The organism is Gracilibacillus thailandensis, assembly GCF_010994055.1.
Classification (GTDB): domain Bacteria; phylum Bacillota; class Bacilli; order Bacillales; family Amphibacillaceae; genus Gracilibacillus; species Gracilibacillus lacisalsi.
Map to the genome: position 1 here is coordinate 26,012 of NZ_WJID01000047.1, position 18,150 is coordinate 44,161.

General features: G+C 39.7%; 17 protein-coding genes, 1 pseudogene and 1 riboswitch. Of the genes and pseudogenes, 3 read left to right on the forward strand and 15 right to left on the reverse strand.

Annotation, left to right across the window (positions count from 1 at the left end; genetic code table 11):
• Positions 1-2 precede the first annotated feature (2 nt).
• From purB to GH715_RS14085, 6 genes are all read right to left on the reverse strand, one after another.
• Positions 3-1,298 carry an adenylosuccinate lyase gene (gene purB / locus GH715_RS14060; protein ID WP_153836397.1) on the reverse strand — a complete coding sequence of 432 codons (1,296 nt, stop codon included), beginning with the start codon at positions 1,296-1,298 and terminating at the stop codon, positions 3-5.
• A gap of 13 nt (positions 1,299-1,311) precedes the next feature.
• Positions 1,312-2,439, reverse strand: a complete 1,128-nt coding sequence (gene purK / locus GH715_RS14065) for a 5-(carboxyamino)imidazole ribonucleotide synthase (protein ID WP_153836396.1) — start codon at positions 2,437-2,439, stop codon at positions 1,312-1,314.
• A complete protein-coding gene (purE, locus tag GH715_RS14070; RefSeq protein ID WP_018932342.1) occupies positions 2,426-2,917 on the reverse strand; it encodes a 5-(carboxyamino)imidazole ribonucleotide mutase in 492 nt (163 codons plus the stop codon). The genes purK and purE overlap by 14 nt, the downstream gene beginning before the upstream one ends.
• A gap of 351 nt (positions 2,918-3,268) precedes the next feature.
• A riboswitch (purine riboswitch) is annotated at positions 3,269-3,367 on the reverse strand.
• A gap of 191 nt (positions 3,368-3,558) precedes the next feature.
• Entirely contained in the window at positions 3,559-4,248 is a 690-nt protein-coding gene (locus GH715_RS14075; protein WP_153836395.1) for a hypothetical protein, read from the reverse strand.
• A gap of 121 nt (positions 4,249-4,369) precedes the next feature.
• Complete coding sequence (locus GH715_RS14080) at positions 4,370-4,534, reverse strand: NETI motif-containing protein (RefSeq protein WP_153836394.1); 165 nt, start codon at positions 4,532-4,534, stop codon at positions 4,370-4,372.
• On the reverse strand, positions 4,524-5,129 hold the full coding sequence (locus GH715_RS14085) for a DUF2179 domain-containing protein (RefSeq protein WP_153836393.1): 606 nt from the start codon (positions 5,127-5,129) through the stop codon (positions 4,524-4,526). The genes GH715_RS14080 and GH715_RS14085 overlap by 11 nt, the downstream gene beginning before the upstream one ends.
• 120 nt (positions 5,130-5,249) lie before the next feature.
• Between GH715_RS14085 and GH715_RS14090 the strand changes: the two genes are divergently transcribed.
• Positions 5,250-5,663 carry an Hsp20/alpha crystallin family protein gene (locus tag GH715_RS14090; RefSeq protein WP_240469395.1) on the forward strand — a complete coding sequence of 138 codons (414 nt, stop codon included), beginning with the start codon at positions 5,250-5,252 and terminating at the stop codon, positions 5,661-5,663.
• Between the two features lie 50 nt (positions 5,664-5,713).
• Here the strand turns inward: GH715_RS14090 and GH715_RS14095 are convergent, their stop codons facing one another.
• The 5 genes from GH715_RS14095 to GH715_RS14115 form a co-directional block, all read right to left on the reverse strand.
• Positions 5,714-6,844 carry a Gfo/Idh/MocA family protein gene (locus GH715_RS14095; RefSeq protein ID WP_153836405.1) on the reverse strand — a complete coding sequence of 377 codons (1,131 nt, stop codon included), beginning with the start codon at positions 6,842-6,844 and terminating at the stop codon, positions 5,714-5,716.
• 20 nt (positions 6,845-6,864) lie between these two features.
• A complete protein-coding gene (locus tag GH715_RS14100; RefSeq protein WP_153836391.1) occupies positions 6,865-7,833 on the reverse strand; it encodes a sugar phosphate isomerase/epimerase family protein in 969 nt (322 codons plus the stop codon).
• Positions 7,834-8,071: 238 nt separating this feature from the next.
• Entirely contained in the window at positions 8,072-9,172 is a 1,101-nt protein-coding gene (locus GH715_RS14105; RefSeq protein ID WP_153836390.1) for a Gfo/Idh/MocA family protein, read from the reverse strand.
• A 13-nt stretch (positions 9,173-9,185) separates the two neighbouring features.
• Positions 9,186-9,836: a ThuA domain-containing protein gene (locus GH715_RS14110; protein ID WP_153836389.1), complete on the reverse strand. Its 651-nt coding sequence runs from the start codon at positions 9,834-9,836 to the stop codon at positions 9,186-9,188.
• A gap of 2 nt (positions 9,837-9,838) precedes the next feature.
• Positions 9,839-11,422 carry a glycoside hydrolase family 43 protein gene (locus tag GH715_RS14115; RefSeq protein ID WP_153836388.1) on the reverse strand — a complete coding sequence of 528 codons (1,584 nt, stop codon included), beginning with the start codon at positions 11,420-11,422 and terminating at the stop codon, positions 9,839-9,841.
• A gap of 227 nt (positions 11,423-11,649) precedes the next feature.
• On the opposite strand from GH715_RS14115, the gene GH715_RS14120 reads away from it, so the two are divergent.
• Positions 11,650-13,644, forward strand: coding sequence for a YjhG/YagF family D-xylonate dehydratase (locus tag GH715_RS14120; RefSeq protein WP_153836387.1), 1,995 nt, complete (start codon positions 11,650-11,652; stop codon positions 13,642-13,644).
• 146 nt (positions 13,645-13,790) lie between these two features.
• Here the strand turns inward: GH715_RS14120 and gucD are convergent, their stop codons facing one another.
• From gucD to GH715_RS14135, 3 genes are all read right to left on the reverse strand, one after another.
• Positions 13,791-15,245 carry an alpha-ketoglutaric semialdehyde dehydrogenase GucD gene (gene gucD / locus GH715_RS14125; protein WP_153836386.1) on the reverse strand — a complete coding sequence of 485 codons (1,455 nt, stop codon included), beginning with the start codon at positions 15,243-15,245 and terminating at the stop codon, positions 13,791-13,793.
• On the reverse strand, positions 15,242-16,141 hold the full coding sequence (locus GH715_RS14130; RefSeq protein WP_153836385.1) for a fumarylacetoacetate hydrolase family protein: 900 nt from the start codon (positions 16,139-16,141) through the stop codon (positions 15,242-15,244). Before GH715_RS14130 ends, gucD begins: the two co-directional genes overlap by 4 nt.
• A 109-nt stretch (positions 16,142-16,250) precedes the next feature.
• Entirely contained in the window at positions 16,251-17,015 is a 765-nt protein-coding gene (locus tag GH715_RS14135; RefSeq protein ID WP_153836384.1) for an IclR family transcriptional regulator, read from the reverse strand.
• A gap of 578 nt (positions 17,016-17,593) precedes the next feature.
• Between GH715_RS14135 and GH715_RS14140 the strand changes: the two genes are divergently transcribed.
• Positions 17,594-17,752: an S-Ena type endospore appendage gene (locus tag GH715_RS14140; protein WP_153836383.1), complete on the forward strand. Its 159-nt coding sequence runs from the start codon at positions 17,594-17,596 to the stop codon at positions 17,750-17,752.
• Positions 17,753-17,962: 210 nt separating this feature from the next.
• Here the strand turns inward: GH715_RS14140 and GH715_RS21595 are convergent.
• Positions 17,963-18,150: pseudogene (locus GH715_RS21595) on the reverse strand (hypothetical protein); the annotation flags it as partial.

The window sequence follows — 18,150 nt, forward strand, 5'->3', positions numbered from 1 at the left end:
CCTTATGCTAGGCCAATTTTTTTGAAAATCTGATCAACATTTTTCAAATGGTACGTATAATCAAAACAATCATCTAATTGTTCTTTCGATAATGTACTATTAATACGCTCTTCTTGTTCAATCAGCTGACGAAATGGTGTGGCTGTCTCCCATGCTTTCATCGCATTCGGTTGTACGATGTCATATGCTTCTTCACGACTCATACCTTGATCGATCAACGAAAGTAATACACGTTGAGAGAAAATAACACCATACGTACGGTCAATATTACGTTTCATATTTTCCGGGAATACCGTTAAGTTTTTCACGATATTACCAAATCTGTTCAACATATAATTCAAGGCTATTGTTGCATCCGGTAAAATGACACGCTCTGCAGAAGAGTGAGAAATGTCACGTTCATGCCATAAAGACACGTTTTCATAGGAAGTGGTCATATATCCGCGAATAACACGGGCCATTCCTGTCATGTTTTCAGAACCAATTGGGTTACGTTTATGTGGCATTGCGGATGAACCTTTTTGACCTTTCGCAAAAAATTCTTCCACTTCTCTCGTTTCTGTTTTCTGTAAACCACGGATCTCCGTTGCGAATTTTTCGATAGATGTTGCGATCAATGCCAATGTGGACATATATTGGGCATGACGATCACGTTGTAACGTTTGAGTAGAAACCGGTGCTGGTTGCAACCCTAATTGTTCACAAACATATTGTTCAACAAATGGATCGATATTCGCATAAGTACCAACTGCACCTGACAGTTTTCCTGTTTCAATCACTTTAGCTGCCGCATCAAAGCGTTCAAGGTTACGTTTCATTTCTTCATACCATAGCGCCATTTTCAGGCCGAAAGTTGTCGGTTCTGCGTGAACACCGTGTGTACGTCCCATCATAACAGTATTCTTATGCTCGATTGCTTTATCTTTTAAAATCTCAATAAAGTTCACGATATCACGACGGATTAATTGGTTTGCTTGTTTTATCATATAGGAGAGTGCAGTATCAACAACGTCTGTAGAAGTAAGACCATAATGCACCCATTTCTTCTCTTCACCTAATGTTTCTGAAACGGCACGAGTGAATGCTACGACATCATGACGAGTCTCTTTTTCAATTTCAAAAATGCGGTCGATATGAAAAGAAGCATTTTCTCTAATTTTTTTGACATCCTCTTTTGGAATGATCCCTAATTCACTCCATGCTTCACATGCTAATATTTCCACCTCAAGCCATGCATTAAAGCGATTCTCATCTGTCCAAATCTTGCCCATTTCTTCTCTTGTATAACGTTCGATCATAAAATGTTTCCTCCTAGTTTTCGATTATCTTTTTTTCCACTAGTTCATTATATATGATTAAAGGATTGTCCCCAATAAATGTTACATGCCCCATTTTACGCAATGGCTTGTTTTCTGCTTTTCCGTACATATGAATGTGTGCATTAGAGTTGTCATCTAATTGACTGAAAAAAGGGTCTACATCTTTTCCAAGTAAATTAACCATTACTGCTCCACCATGAGAGTGAACGGGTATTAATGGTAATCCACAAATGGCTCGAACATGCTGCTCAAATTGTGAGACGTCACATGCTTCAATCGTAAAATGCCCTGAGTTATGTGGTCTTGGTGCTAATTCATTGATTAAGATATCTTCTCCACAAACGAACATTTCGATGGCGAATGTGCCGACAACACCGATCGTTTCTGCAATAGCTTTTGCCGCTTGCCGAGCTTTTTCGGCAATCTGTTCAGAAACTCGAGCAGGTGCAATTGTTGCGTGTAAAATATGATCACGATGGATATTTTCAGCTACTGGAAAATAAGAAATTTCTCCGGATTGTGATCGTGTGAAAACAATCGAGATTTCTTTATCAAAAGGTACCCATTTTTCTATAATTAAACGATCTGCTTGTTGTAGCATTTCAACTGCTGATTCAATATCTGTTTTATTAGTAAGTTTCACTTGGCCCTTTCCGTCATATCCTCCACGGCATGTTTTGGCAACAGAGGGGTAGCCAATTTGTTCAACTGCAATTTGTAATTCTTCGGTGGTTGTGACAATTGCAAAATCGGCAACTGGCTGATTACTATCAACCATTGCTTTTTTCTCTAATTCACGGTCTTGCGTAACCCTCAGCGAATTTGCCCCTTGTGGAAGAATTCCAGCGTCTTCTAAAATTTGTGCTGCTGTTAAATCAACATTCTCAAATTCGTATGTCACAACATCACTTTTCTTAGCCAGTTCTTTGACAGCATTTAAATCATCATAAGCTGCGACTATTTGCTCGTCAGCTACTTGGGCGGTCGGGCAATCTGGGGTAGGGTCGAGTACCATAACACGATATCCCATATGCTTAGCTACTGTTGTCATCATTCGTCCTAGCTGGCCACCACCAATAATTCCGATAGTAGACCCGAATAACAATTTATTGTTCTGCAAGATTGTCCCTCATTTCCGCTACTTTATCTTTTAATTGATTTTGATGATCAACTAATCGTGCTGCTGTTTCTTGATCTGTTGTGCCAATGATTTGCGCTGCGAGAATGCCTGCATTTTTCGCTCCCGCTTTACCGATGGCGACTGTGGCAACTGGTACACCGCCTGGCATCTGTACGATGGAATAAAGTGAATCGACACCGCTAAGTGTACTTGTTTTCACTGGTACACCGATGACTGGCAAAGTTGTCTTAGACGCGACCATACCAGGTAAGTGTGCTGCACCACCTGCTCCTGCAATAATTACTTTTAAACCTCTATCACGTGCAGTTTCGGCATATTCAAACATATCTTCCGGTGTTCTATGCGCAGAGATAACTTCTTTCTCATAACTAATGCCAAGCTCTTCCAACGCTTCACAAGTATGCTGCATCGTTTCCCAATCCGATATGCTCCCCATAATCACACCAACTTGTGCCATACAATCCCCACTTCCCTCTATTTAATATCTGTTTGAATCTTGTAATTAGTATATACTGCGAATTAGCATGAACTTGGATAGGTTCTTGCACATTTGACCTCGGACGGACATCTATTCCGCTATTCATCGAAAATCCCGTTCATTTAAACAGAAAGGAACTGAATAAAGGATTAAATGTCTGCTAGCACCGAAATACAGGTGTTATTCTAGCAAATAACGCACTAAATGTCCGCTCCGTTCATGGCAATTCATTAATCATTGGATACAAAAAAACCTATCCATTTCTCTATCAGGAGAGAAGATGAATAGGTGGTGATTCCATAACTATCCTGATGATTTTTCTCGATAAAATCATCGGTCATCTTCCCTCATAGTCCATCATTTACGGTGATGGGTAGAAACTTTTGAGCCGTATTCTCAAATTATATGAGGTAATTACTTTGTTAGGTTTTTTTACTACACTGTTATGATAACAAGAGCACTCGAATCCTGTCAACAAAAAATCGAACATTAAAATAATAGTTTATGTCAACGTTCGGTTTTCAAGAAGTTGCTCGTCTGAACTCTAATCAATAGGAAGTTTTAATACTAAAAAAAATACAAGAGCTTGCTGACCATCATCGCCATACAAGCTCCTGTTTTTATATCGTCCATTCATCATTCACCAATGCAATGAGTTTCCATTCACCTTGTTCATTTGGCTCAAAAACGACATGCAAGCTGCTCCAATCTAACTCTTCCTGACCTTCTTTATAAAATTCTACATGATGCGAATCTGGAAAGAATTCTTTAATATTATTGATCATATTTCCACGACTATCCGTGTTATCAAATGTTACCTCATCCGGATTAAGGTAATCAGCTTGATAAACATACTCTTCATGATATTCGACTGGAGTTAACTCAATAGGAAATCCACTACCATCTTCCACACCCCATACATACTCCTCTGTATCTTCCTTGAATGCCACTACTTCGCTTGGCTCAAAAACAAGATCATCTTCACTCACATTAACATATGGAGAATATAAGAGTCCCTTCTCCTCATGTACATAGTTTGCTAGCTCTTCAAAGTTTTGATTTGCTAATAATTCTATAATTTGATTTGCTTGCTCCTTTAATTTCGTTTCAACGTCTTCTTCTTTCTCTTCTTCACCTTTCTTATTAAAAAACACCGGTACAGCTTCCTGCTTATGATACTTCGTAAATGCCCTTGTTTCAACTGCACTTACTGAATTTGCATCTGTAGAATTAAGAATACCTGTGTAATTCAAAGTCATAATTGTTACTAAAAGAAAAACAACAGCTATCCCCCATCTAATACGATTCATAATCATCCTCCTTTAAATAGTTACAAACATTCAAAATTATTATTTACAAGAGGTTGATTATTATCATCAGAAAATTAAAAAGTACAGAATGAAGCGAACCATTCATGTATAGTAATGTCTCTTAATGTTCGTGTTTTACTAATTTTGCATCAAATACTATCTTTCTGCCATTAGGAACAGGTTGACCATTTTCTTCTATAAAAATTGGTTCCTCCACCCGCCTTGTCGGCTGATACCCTTCTTGATTTATTCTATCTAAGCAATCATCAATGGTTTCATTCTCCATTACTTCGAACTTCTTCTTGGTTGGCTTGTTGTTGTTCTTCTGCTTTTTGGACACTTTTGCGAATCCTCCCTCTCTTAACTTGTTTTACCCAGAACCCACCATGGATTTGTTTTGGCTCGTAGGCGATAATAAAGGCTTTCGGATCAATCGATTTAATCGTTTCGTATAAATGAAGCTCATATTTTCGCGGTGATAAAATTTGCATCGATAACCGGTCGCCGTCCATGCCGTACGCATACCAACTCGTTACGCCATAGCCTTTATCCCTTAACTGTTTTGTAAATGAGATATCTGGATCTGATGAAATCACATTTACCGTAATATATCCAAGCGCTAATTTTTCTTCTATTTTTGAACCGATGACTACACCAAGGCCATACCCCAACCCGTAAGCCACTAGATTTTGAATCTCTCCTAAGTTATCTAACACGATGCCAAGACCTAGCGTATAGATCATGATTTCGAATATACTGATTGCTCCGGCAATATATCGTCTACCTTTTAGCATAAGAATTACTCTTAATGTGGATAACGATACGTAGACAATATTGATGATCATTATAATAACAATCATCATAAACGCGTTTTCAAGCATTTTAATACACCTCCGCTAATGCACAACGATTTGTCAAAGTCATATCTTATAACATAGCGAAACCATTTTATCACAGCAAAAAGAGAAAAGGGAGAGATAATTTTGGATCCGTTTCAACATATGCATGATTGGAAAGATAACTTAGATCAATTCTTTGGCGGTAACTTTTGGGACGACTTTGAACATATGATTAAACCGCCAATTCCAGCCGTTAATATGTACGAATTAGACAATGAAGTAATCGTTTATGTTAATTTGCCCGGAATCAAGGATCGTAAACAAGTGAAAGTTTACGTTGATTATGATGTATTGGAATTAAAGGGGACGCTTTTTCCTGTTAAACAATCGGGGAAATTAATAAAGCAGGAAATCTTACATGGAGAATTCTCGAGAAAGGTTGACTTACCTTTTCCAGTTAGGGAGGATCGTATTACGGCGACATTGAAACAAGGTTTGATGACGATCCACCTTCACCGACTGGTAAATAATAAGAAGAAAAAACATGCCATTGACATTGAGGAATTTGAGGAGTAGATGATAAAAACAGGAGAAACCATCAGTGTCGTCTCTCCTGTTTTTCCATATTATTCAATAGATACCCATGATTTCGTTTCTGATGATTTCTCTACTGCTTCCAAGATGACTTGGTTCTTCACACCGTCTTCAAAGTTTGGAGCAGGTTGGTAGTCTTCTGCGATACCACGGAAAAATTCATCAATTAAATGGATAAAGGTATGTTCATATCCAATAATATGTCCTGGTGGCCAATATGCTCCAGCATATGGATGGACTTCTTCGGTACAATTGATCAGGCGAAAGCCTTGTGTACCCTCCTCATCATCCGCAAAATAGACTTCTAAATTATTCATGTTTTCCATATCCCAACGGATCGAGCCTTTTTCACCGTTAATTTCGAATTTGTTTTTGTTGCGGTTTCCTCCAGCAAATCGAGTTGCCTCAAATGTACCTAATGCGCCATTTTCAAAGCGAGCAAGAAAGGCTACAGCATCATCAACGGTTACTTCACCCATTTCATTTGTATCACCTTTGGCACTAAGCCCCCCAGTCATCTCGCCGATTGGACGCTGTTTAATGAACGTTTCCATCGTGCCAGTGATTTCCGCAAATTCACCAATTAAGAAGCGAGCAAGGTCAATACTGTGAGCGCCGATATCACCTAACGCACCAGATCCGGATACTTCTTTTTTCAGTCTCCATACCAATGGGAAATTGGGGTCCATTATAAAATCTTGTAAATAATTTGCTCGATAATGATAGACACGGCCTATTTTACCGTCTTCCAATAATTTTTTGGCATATTGAACAGCTGGTGCGAAGCGATAATTATGGCAAATCATATGTTTTACACCATTTTCTTCAACCGCTTGAAGCATTTCTTTTGCTTCCTCTACAGTTAGTGCTAGTGGTTTTTCGGTAATAATATGTTTTCCTGCTTTGGCTGCTGCAATCGCAATTTCAGCATGAGTATGGTTCGGTGTTACGATATCGATCACATCAATATCGTCTCGCTCGATTACCTTTTTCCAATCCGTTTCATAGCTTTCCCAACCCATTTTCTCTTGGGCTTCTTTGACCGCTTCTACGTTCCTACCAGCAATCACTTTTAACTCCGGTACTAGCGGATTATCAAAGTAAAAGGGAAGATCACGATAAGCATGGCTATGTGCTTTACCCATAAACTGATAACCAATCATACCGATTCTTACTTTTTGTTTTACGCCCACCACATTTCACCAACCTTTTCTTTAATTAAAGCTTTTTTCAGAACTGCTACTGCTTTTTGGAATCCTTCCTCAACAGACATTAAGCTGTCTTCATGTTCAATACTTACAGCACCTTGATAGCCTACTAGTTGTAGCGCACTAATGATTCTTTTCCACTCTTCTTCACCATGTCCATAACCAACAGTACGGAAAATCCAAGAACGATTTAGTTCATCACTATATGGTTTTGTGTCTAACACACCATTTGCCGCTGTGTTTTGCGGATCAATTGCCGTATCCTTCGCATGGAAATGGAACAACGCATCATGCTCTCCAAGCTCTTTAATGTTAGCGACAGGATCCATTTGCTGCCAATATAAATGACTTGGATCAAAGTTGACACCGATATTTTCCCCACATGCATCACGAAGCTTCAAAGCGGTTTCATTATTATACACGACAAATCCTGGGTGAGGTTCAATGGCAATACGGACATTGTGTTGTGCGGCAAAATCATTTTGCTCTTTCCAGTATGGAATGACTTTTTCTTGCCATTGCCATTCTAAAACTTCTGGATGATCTTCTGGCCATGCAGCAGTCACCCATACTGGATATTGAGAATACTCCGATTCTCCTGGGCATCCGGAAAAGGTAACTACCGTGTCGACACCGATCTTCTCGGCTAATAACACTGTCTCTTCAAACTGTTGATGATGTTGACCGGATATATTTTGATTAGGATGTAATGGATTACCGTGACAACTAAGTGCACTAATTTCAATATTTCTTTCGGTAAAAGCTTGCTGAAATGCCGCTAGTTTTGCTTCATCCGCCAAAAGCTCTGCCGGATTACAGTGGGCATTCCCTGGATATCCTCCTGTCCCTATTTCAACAGCTTCCAACCCTGCGTCCTTTACCTGATCAAGTGCTTCTTCTAACGACTTATCACCAAACAAAACAGCAAATACTCCTAACTTCATTCCATTCACCTCATTTAATAATTTTTTGAGCGGACATTTAGTACGTTATTTAGTTGAACAATAGCCTATTTTCGATGTTGGCGGACATTTAATCCCTTATTTGGTAGATTTCATTAAAAATCAGCATTAATTTCGATGAATAGCGGAATAGATGTCCGCTGATACCCTGAAAACGTCATTTTTGTCACAAATAGCGGAACAAATGTCCGTTTGCATTCTGTCCAGGTTTACCTGAAGATCACGTTTTTTTATTAAAAAATGTTTCATCAATGCCTATTGGTAATGGTTCGGGTTGTTTGCAACTGCTTGTTAAAACATAATGTTTATTGTCTCGTGATGCATCATGTACCCCGTGCATAATATCAAGTACATGAAACGCCAGCTGTCCATCTGTTCTTGCCGTACGCTTATTCTCAATGGCATCAACCATATCTGCGACACCCAACCCACGGCTATTATCACTAAAACCGTGTGTCAAAGGTACTTCTGACCATTCTTTATGCTCTTTTCTTCTTACATAAACAGGACCACCAAAATTATTCGGATCCGGGACAGAAATCGTACCTTCCGTACCGTAAATTTCAATTTTCGGAAGCTGATGGTGCCAAGTATCAAAGCTTGTAATAATAGAAGCAACTGCGCCAGATTCAAAATCAAGTACACCGTTAATCTGCGTCGGAACTTCTACTTGAATTTTTTTACCGTAATTCGGTTCACTCGTGATCGTTCTTTCCTTGTAAGTCATTTGAGCAGATCCAGTAATGCGCGATACCGGTCCCATCAAATTGATAAGAGCCGTTAAATAGTACGGCCCCATGTCAAACATTGGACCGCCGCCTTCTTGATAATAGAAGGTAGCGTCTGGATGCCAGCTCTCATGACCCGGAATCATCATAAATGCTGTGGCAGAGATTGGCTTTCCAATCCAACCATCATCGATCAACTTACGTGACGTTTGAATCCCTGCTCCTAAAAAGGTATCTGGTGCATTACCAATATATACCCCTTTTTCCTGTGCCACTTCTAACATCCGCTTACCGTCTTCTCGGCTAACTGCTAACGGCTTTTCGCCATAAACATGCTTACCATTTTCTAATGCTTGAATTGCTATTTCTGCATGAACTGCTGGAATTGTTAAATTAATAACTAACTCAATATCTGAATCCGCTAACAATTCTTCTGTTGTGTATGCCTTCGGAATTCCGAATTCCTGGGCACGTTCCTCTGCACGTTCTTTTACAATATCTGCAACTGCCTCGATCTCGTAATTGCCAAACCTTGCTGCGTTCTGTAAATAAATACGACTGATATTCCCACAACCTATAATTCCAACCTTCATGTTGACTCCCCCTTTATCTACTTGCCCAAGTCATTCCGTTTCTCATTAATTGCATTACTTCTGGCATACGGACAATTTCAGCTACATGACCTAACCCACAGTAATAAACTTTGCCTTCGCCCCATTTTTTCGTCCAGACTACCGGCATATCTACTTCTCCATTGGTCTGGTAAGGTCCTTCTGCTACCGGAAAACGCGTTGTCGCATGCACCTTTACAGCAGGGTCAACATGCATATAATATTGTTCCGATACAACGGTAAAATCCTCCATCCCTTCTGTTAATGGGTGATCTGGATCTACAATATGTACGTGATAGGAAACCCCGTCATTACCCGGATGTGCTACCCATTGGCCGCCAACCATAAATTGATAGTCAACTTCCCAGCGGAATGAATCTCCCATACCGCCATGTAAACCGGCTAAACCTGTACCTTGAGCCACTGCGTCTAATAGAGGTTGCAGTTGTTCTTTTTCGATTGTACCTTGTGTCCAGTTCGGAACAATTAAGTCATATTGGGTTAAATCATCTTCTTGTAATGTCGTTAAGGTATCCGTTATCTTAACTTCGAACCCTTCTTCCTCCAAAATTCCACCTAATATATCTGCCACTTCTTTTGGTTCATGACCTTCCCAGCCACCTTGAAAAATGAGTGCTTTCTTCATGACTATCCCTCCATTAGTAATCTTTTATAGTGAAAATAATCAAAATCTGCATGTTTGCGCTGACCACTTAAATCTTGTGCGGCCACTCCAACAAATGTTCCAGTAAAACGAATGTATTCTGCGTCATCATCGGAAAGATGCCCTATATCTATTTGTTCTCCGATCGTTTGCCAGTTTCCTTCTTCTGTCGCGTAAAAGAATTGTAAAAGGTGGTGATGAATCTCTGCTTTTAAATATATTTCCCTGTTTTCTGGTAATGCGACATCTTTGTCGAGCAGTTCATCATACTCACCATACTTCGTTTCGATGATACCTAAACATTTACCATGCTCCTCATGCTCTGTTACTCGTAAATAGACATGATCATTGGTATCATAGTAAATCATTAAGCCTGCCATTTGTTGAAAATGATCGGGATGGAAATCAATTTTGGTTTCGACCTCTACATCAAAATGTTCCAACCTTCTCATCAACATACTTTGTCGATGGAACGAACTTACTGATTCTTCACCAAACAAACGTAAATAACTAGGCCTGTCTGTTAAGTTAAACCACTCTCCATCAAAGGTCCGTCTCAATGCATTCCAATATTTTAGTAGCTTATTATCATTAAAATCATCGTAGTCTGGCAGTTTCTCCACTTCAAATTCTGGTAGATTAGGAGCTTCGACAGTAGTGCTAGGATGTGGTCCATTTACAACTCTAATCCAGTCATCATCTGTCCAATAGCATTTCTGTATCGCTGTTTCTCTTCCTAATATGCACTTGTCATCCATAACAGGGCGTCCACATAAATGGGCGATATACCATTCACCGTCTTGTGTCTCTACAAAACAACCATGCCCCGCTTTTTGGAGCTGATTTTCTTGCGATTTATCAGAAGTTAGAATTGGATTAGTTGGATCCACTTCATATGGGCCATCAATCGATTTGGAACGTGCTACTGTTGCTGCATGGGTATACCATGTCCCACCTTCAGCAGTTAACAAATAATAGTAGCCGTTTCGCTTATATAAATGTGGGGCCTCTGTTAATCCTAGTTCTGTACCTCTAAAAATATTCTTAATCGGGCCAATTAATTTTTGCTCAGTAGGCGAATACTCCTGTAAAGCAATACCCGCAAAAGAATTCGTTCCTTTGCGATGGTCCCAAATCATATTGACGAGCCACTTCTTACCATCGTCATCATGAAAAAGAGAAGGATCAAACCCACTACTGTTGAGATAAATAGGTTCTGACCATGGTCCCTCGATATTCTGTGCTGTTACGAGAAAATTATGAGTGTCTTTAAATGCTCCCTGTCTGCTTTTGACATCCGTGTAGATTAAGTAAAAAACACCATCGGCATAAGACAAGCATGGCGCCCAAACGCCTCCTGAATTAACATTACCTAACATATTTAACTGTGATTCTCTTGTTAACGGATAACCTGTTAGCTCCCAATTTATTAGGTCTTTAGAATGATAGATTTGCACACCTGGAAACCACTCGAAGGTGGAAACGGCAATATAATAATCTTCTCCCACTCTTACAATTGACGGATCAGGATGGTAGCCAGGCAAAACCGGGTTTGTTATCGTTTTCATTTTTACCTCCTTAGCCTTTTCACTGAACTTGCTATAAGTCCAGTTACTATTTCCTTATGCTATAAAGTATACCAATAAAAAAGGGAAACTTCCAAGTGTAAGGGCTCACATAATTAAGAATTTGTTCTATAATATAAAACTAACTTTTATATTATTGACACTATCCCTTATTACTTCTATACTTACACTATGTTATGTAAACGCTTTAAAATGGAGAGGGGTTCTTTATGGATAAACTTGATCATTTGATGCATCATCCCGAAGACACTTATGATATTAAAACCGTTGCACGAGGGCCAATCGGAAAATTACCTCTAACAGATAATATGCTGAGAAAATCACCAAGCGGAAATTTATTTGGGCTCTCACAAAATGTAGGTATGGGATGGAGTCCAAATAGGTTAGATGGAAAACAGGTATTATTGTTAAGTACACAAGGTGGTTTAAAGGATGCAGACGGTAATCCATTAGCTTTAGGTTATCATACAGGCCATTGGAAAGTAGACATTTTAATGAAAGAAGCAGCCAATGAAGTTAGTCAACATGCAGGTATTCCTTTCGCTGCATATGTTAGTGATCCATGTGATGGAAGATCCCAAGGAACGACCGGTATGTTCGATTCCTTTCCTTATCGTAATGATGCCGCCATGGTTTATCGTCGCTTAATCCGTTCGTTACCAACCCGAGATGCCGTTCTTGGTATAGCTACCTGTGATAAAGGATTACCTGCCATGATTATTGCATTAGCATCGATGCATGATCTGCCTACGGTGGTTATTCCAGGAGGTGTCACGTTACCACCGCTATACGGTGAAGATGCCGGGAAAGTGCAAACTATTGGCGCCAGATATGCTAATGATGAATTATCATTAGAAGAAGCTGCTGAATTAGGCTGTATGGCTTGTGCGACTCCTGGCGGCGGATGTCAATTCCTTGGTACAGCCGCTACAGCACAAGTCATTGCCGAAGCATTAGGTATGACAGTTCCTCATGCCGCACTAGCACCGTCTGGACAGAAAGTATGGAAAGAGATGGCTCGTCAATCAGCAAGAGCCATTATTGCGATGGAAGACGAACAACTAACAACAAAAGATATCGTGACCGATGATGCCATTCATAATGCAATGGTGGTGCACGCTGCTTTCGGTGGATCTACCAATCTATTATTACACATCCCTGCCATAGCCCATGCAGCTAAATGTAAAACACCGTCATTGGAAGATTGGCACCGCATTAACAAAGAAACCCCTCGTCTTGTGAGTGTTTTACCAAATGGGCCAACACCACACCCAACCATTCGCGCCTTTCTTGCAGGAGGAGTTCCAGAAGTCATGTTACATCTACGTAATCTAGGTTTATTACGTGAACAAGTTATGACGGTTACTGGTCATACACTGCAAGAAAATTTGGATTGGTGGGAACAATCTGAACGCCGTCAGAGAATGAAGCAAAAGTTAAAAGAAGCTGATCAAATCGATGCGGACGAAGTCATTATGTCAAAAGAAAAAGCAATACAACGCGGATTAACTTCTACCGTCACCTTTCCTACCGGCAACATTGCACCTGAGGGAGCCGTTATTAAATCTACATCTATTGATTCATCAAGATTAGACGAACAGCAAGTTTATTACCACAAAAGCGAAGCAAAGGTTTTTACTAGTGAGGCAAGTGCTATCGAAGCAATCAAGACACAACAAATTAAAAAAGGCGACATCATGGTTCTTACTGGCTCTGGTCCATTAGGGACAGGGATGGAGGAAACATATCAGGTTACCTCTGCGTTAAAACACTTATCCTACGGTAAATTTGTAACATTGATTACGGATGCCCGTTTTTCAGGCGTATCGACAGGTGCTTGTATTGGTCATGTTGGACCAGAAGGGTTGGCAGACGGTCCTATCGGCAAACTACAAGATGGTGATTTAATAGAAGTTCGAATCGATGCCAAAAATCTTGAAGGATCGATTAACTTTATCGGGAAACCACAACAAGAGGTATCTCCTGCAGAAGGTGCTGACATTCTTGCTTCTAGAGGTAGGAATGCTAATATTAAACCATCGGACAATTTACCCGATGACACCCGTCTCTGGGCTGCTTTACAGAAAGTAAGCGGCGGAACTTGGAAAGGCAGTGTCTATGATGTCGACCGGATTATCGAGGTGTTGGAGGCTGGGGAGAAAGCATTAGAAAAAGAGAAAGAAGCTCACACCAGTCGCTTTTAGAGCGCCACCTAGTTTCTTAGTGCTTCGTGGATGCGACTCACCATACCCATACTTTTCCACATAGCCAATTTTTATAATTTTCTATACTATGAAAAAGCAGAAACTCAATTCATTTGGTTTCTGCTTTCTCTACGTGAATTTAGATTTTATCCTTTAAGAAAAACCGTTTTTGTAGTTGTAAAGAACTCTTTCGCTGCTTGACCTTGTTCTCGCGAATAAGAGCTGGATGCTTTCATTCCTCCAAATGGTGCCTGCAATTCTACCCCTGCTGTTTCCGAATTAATACGAACTAGTCCTGCTTCAATATCATCGATAAAGGATAGAATATGATCAATATTTTTAGTGAAGATCGAAGCACTAAGCCCAAACTCCACATCATTAGCTAAATCAATTGCTTCTTCGACTGTATCTACTTTCATTAAAGCTAGAACAGGTCCAAAGATCTCTTCTTGAGCAATGGTCATATCAGTAGTAACATCCTCAAAAATAGTCGGTTCTATATAGTAACCATCTTTTAAATTTCCTTCTGTTAATTGATTACCACCAAGTACTAATGTTGCTCCTTCTTCTTGTCCTTCGGCAATATAATGCTTGACAGTGTTAAATTGGCCTTCGCTTGCACATGGCCCCATCCAAGTTGATGCTTCCATGCCATCGCCTACTTTAATGTCTTGTGCTTTTTCCATTAAGCGTTGTTTGAATTGCTCATAAATACTAGATTGGACAATAACACGACTGCTACAAGTACATTTCTGTCCGGTAGATTTCAGACCACCACTAAGTGTCGCATCTACCGCTGCTTCAACATCTGCATCCTCCGCTATTATTATTGGGTTTTTACCACCCATCTCAAGTTGATATTTACCACCACGAGCGGCTACAATTTTTCCAATGTTTTTCCCTACTTGATTGGAACCTGTAAATGTAACAGCATGGACATCAGTGTGCTCCGCTAAGCCTTGACCGATAACAGAGCCACTACCTGTTACAAAATTAATAACTCCTGCCGGAAAACCAGCTTTATCAAAACATTCGATTACCTTAGCAGCCGTAACCGCCCCTTCTGTTGCAGGCTTTAAGACAACGCTATTACCGTAAATTAAAGCAGGTGCCATTTTCCAAATTGGAATTGCTACTGGGAAATTCCACGGGGTAATCACACCAACAACTCCAATAGGTACACGTTTACTAAACATGAGTGCGCTTGCATCTGTAGATGGTATGACATCACCATCAGAACGCATCCCTTCACCTGCATAATATTTAAGGATTTGAATGCCACGATTCGTTTCTCCTTTTGCTTCAGGTAAGGATTTCCCCATTTCTTTCGTCATGGTTATGGCGATCTCTTCCAAATTTTCCTCTAACATTGCTGCCGCTTTGTATAGATAATTTCCTCTTTCAGCCCCTGCTAATTTTCGCCATGCTTTTTGGGCTTTTTTGGCTTGCGCTACGGCCTCATCTAATTCAGATATCGTTGAATTTTGCACACTTCCGACTACTTCATGTTTATTGGCTGGATTGTAGCTTGCCAACACTTCACCTGACACTGTTTCTTTCCATTCTCCACCAATGTAATTCAAGTATGCTTTGTCACTCATGTAAGACTCTCCTTTTTGTTAATATTGCTGGCTAATTTAACGGGATTTCTTAATACACCTATTGATTCAATTTCAATTTCGATGACATCTCCCTCCTGTAATGTGAAGCTATCATCTGGAATGATACATGTTCCTGTAAGTAAAGTTGTTCCATCGACAATGTCATTATCCTTTATTAAGTAGGAGACTAATTCGTTATAATTCCTTTTCAACATTGAGGTATTCGCGGAACCTTTCGATATTACTTCACCATCACGCTGAATGCGGCATTCAATTTCTAAACTATAAGGATCTTCTATTGTATCCGCTAACACAATTGCTGGACCAATGGAACAAGAGTGTTTCCACATCTTAGCCTGTGGTAAATAAAGTGGGTTCTCTCCCTCAATATCTCGACTACTCATATCATTTCCAATGGTATATCCTAAAATTTCTCCATCTGCTTTTACCACTAATGCTAATTCAGGCTCTGGTATTTGCCAAGTGGAATCTGATCTAATTCCGACAGGTTCTTCTGGACCTATTAATCTACGGGCAGTAGACTTTAAGAAAATTTCAGGTCTCTTGGCATCGTACACCTTATCATAAAATGAATTGGTTTGTACTTTTGCTTCTCTGTTTCTTGCTTCTTTACTTTTTAAATAGGTTACTCCTGCAGCCCATACTTCATCTGACACAACAGGTGCTAATAACTCTAAGTCAGATAAACCTAGTGAGATTGGCTGCTTATTTATGATTTCCTCTTCAATCATTTGACTGCAACTTTTGTCGGCTTTATCAGCTTTACGTATCAAATCTTGAAATGAACCTGCAGATAACTCATAGATTCCATTGTCATAAGTAATCACAGCTAACTGACCTACACTAGAATCTTTTTTGAATCGGATGATCTTCATTTTACTCTCCTCCCATCTGTTAAATAAAAAAGATAACGATTATTCCCTCCTTTAGTTTTATAATATAAAACTAAGTTCTTCAATATAGTAATTAAAAAAATTTATCCTTCTACAGATAAATTTTCCTATTACCTAACGCTCGAGAAATTTCGGAACACGTTCGTTTCAGTGTAGTTACGATTTCTTGTTCTAAAGTTGGTGTAATCGTTTGTTTTGTAGTAGAAATACTAATAGCCGCCACTACATTATTGGCATGATCAAATATGGGCACTGCAATACAGTAAATACCTGGTTCATTTTCCTCATTATCTATCGAATAACCTTGCGTCCTTACTTTTGTTAGTTCATCTAGGTATACCTGTTTGTCTGTAATCGTGTTAGCCGTTTGGACAAAAAACTCATAATCTTGTAAAAGTTCATCTATTTCCTCTTGTTGTCTAAATGCCATTAAAGATTTTCCAACAGCACTACTGTGAATAGGAACCCGTTTCCCAATTCGGGAGTAAACTACTGCTGATGCGCCTTCGACCTTATCAATATAAACACCATACATACCTTCTAGGATAACCAAATGTGTTGTTTGACCGGTTGTAACAGATAGATCAATCAGGAATTTTCGGGCTATCTCTCTTATGTCCATACTATTTAACATAAATTGACCTCGTTCCAGCAATTTCAACCCTAAGCTATATTTCCCACTATCCGTATCCTGTTTAATATAATTATGCTCTTTTAATGTTTTTAATAACGAATGTGTTGTACTTTTATTTAAATCTAATTTCCTACTGATTTCTGTAATTTTCATTTCACTGTTGTGTTCATTAAATAAATCAAGGATTCTTAATGCTCTATCGACAGACTGGATGATCGGCATATTTATGTAACCTCTTTCATCATTTGCTTTTCTAAGATTATATCATATTAGTTTTATATCATCAAAAGTTTTTTAAAATAGTTAAACTCATTTATATCAGCCTATTATAAGAATAAGCGACAGTAGTCTATTAAACTATTACCTATTTATATTTTTTTCGTCCAAATGAAGCTTATCCAATATATTGGTCCATATTCCTTTATCTTCTTCCGCATATACTACGAGTGATACATGGAGAAGGAAGGAGAATCACTCGTTTGTTCTCATTCAATAGATTCCCAGATGACAACAAATCCCTTAATCTTTTTTCTTCCTACTCATAATGAATAACTTGGATGAAAGGGTGAGTAATGGGGAAATGGGGAAAATTTGCAGCAACTGTCATTCATCTGTTTGCTCTCAGGCACCAGATTGTAATTTTGTAATGGACCAAGTTTGTGTTGGTTGGAGTTCTCCTCAAGGCGTTTCACAGGATATATATGTCGCTTCCGGCTTGAATATAGTAGCTTCAGGTTACTTGGCATATGATGACGGTGATTCAGATTTTGTAACTTAGCTTTTTCAATGGTGGTGAACTAGTGGGTGGGCCACTAACAGTATATGAGGGTAGTAGTGTAGCATTTACCAGTATTAATTTTACTCGAATCGAAGTAACTGTACCGCCGGGAGCTGAAGGCGATATAGCAATAGGACAATTATGTATTACGCCTCGTTACCAAATAGAATGTGATTTTTAGTTCTATTGTTTTTGACTCTGTTAGCCATACTTCACTGATAACTGTGATCTGTTTTTCGGAGGTAGTTTTTCTGCATAAAAATTATTAAAGAGGTGATGATTCATTGTCAGGAATTAATTTTCATGATAGTAGTGGAGGATGTGCACGTGGACCTCGAGGGCCTGAGGGACCGGTTGGACCGGCTGGACCTGAGGGGCCGGTTGGACCTCAAGGACCGGCTGGACCTGAGGGAGCCGAGGGACCGGTTGGACCTCAAGGACCGGCTGGACCCGAAGGACCCGCTGGACCGGTTGGACCTCAAGGACCTACTGGACCTGAGGGACCGGCTGGACCGATCGGACCTGAAGGGCCTGCTGGACCTGAGGGACCGGCTGGACCGATCGGACCTGAAGGGCCTG

Excerpts from the sequence above, each read along its gene's own strand:
- purB (WP_153836397.1), bottom strand. The coding sequence starts at position 1,298 with ATGATCGAACGTTATACAAGAGAAGAAATGGGCAAGATTTGGACAGAT.
- purE (WP_018932342.1), bottom strand. The coding sequence starts at position 2,917 with ATGGCACAAGTTGGTGTGATTATGGGGAGCATATCGGATTGGGAAACG.
- GH715_RS14075 (WP_153836395.1), bottom strand. The coding sequence starts at position 4,248 with ATGAATCGTATTAGATGGGGGATAGCTGTTGTTTTTCTTTTAGTAACA.
- GH715_RS14080 (WP_153836394.1), bottom strand. The coding sequence starts at position 4,534 with ATGGAGAATGAAACCATTGATGATTGCTTAGATAGAATAAATCAAGAA.
- GH715_RS14085 (WP_153836393.1), bottom strand. The coding sequence starts at position 5,129 with ATGCTTGAAAACGCGTTTATGATGATTGTTATTATAATGATCATCAAT.
- GH715_RS14090 (WP_240469395.1), top strand. The coding sequence starts at position 5,250 with ATGCATGATTGGAAAGATAACTTAGATCAATTCTTTGGCGGTAACTTT.
- GH715_RS14095 (WP_153836405.1), bottom strand. The coding sequence starts at position 6,844 with ATGATTGGTTATCAGTTTATGGGTAAAGCACATAGCCATGCTTATCGT.
- GH715_RS14100 (WP_153836391.1), bottom strand. The coding sequence starts at position 7,833 with ATGAAGTTAGGAGTATTTGCTGTTTTGTTTGGTGATAAGTCGTTAGAA.
- GH715_RS14105 (WP_153836390.1), bottom strand. The coding sequence starts at position 9,172 with ATGAAGGTTGGAATTATAGGTTGTGGGAATATCAGTCGTATTTATTTA.
- GH715_RS14110 (WP_153836389.1), bottom strand. The coding sequence starts at position 9,836 with ATGAAGAAAGCACTCATTTTTCAAGGTGGCTGGGAAGGTCATGAACCA.
- GH715_RS14115 (WP_153836388.1), bottom strand. The coding sequence starts at position 11,422 with ATGAAAACGATAACAAACCCGGTTTTGCCTGGCTACCATCCTGATCCG.
- GH715_RS14120 (WP_153836387.1), top strand. The coding sequence starts at position 11,650 with ATGGATAAACTTGATCATTTGATGCATCATCCCGAAGACACTTATGAT.
- gucD (WP_153836386.1), bottom strand. The coding sequence starts at position 15,245 with ATGAGTGACAAAGCATACTTGAATTACATTGGTGGAGAATGGAAAGAA.
- GH715_RS14130 (WP_153836385.1), bottom strand. The coding sequence starts at position 16,141 with ATGAAGATCATCCGATTCAAAAAAGATTCTAGTGTAGGTCAGTTAGCT.
- GH715_RS14135 (WP_153836384.1), bottom strand. The coding sequence starts at position 17,015 with ATGCCGATCATCCAGTCTGTCGATAGAGCATTAAGAATCCTTGATTTA.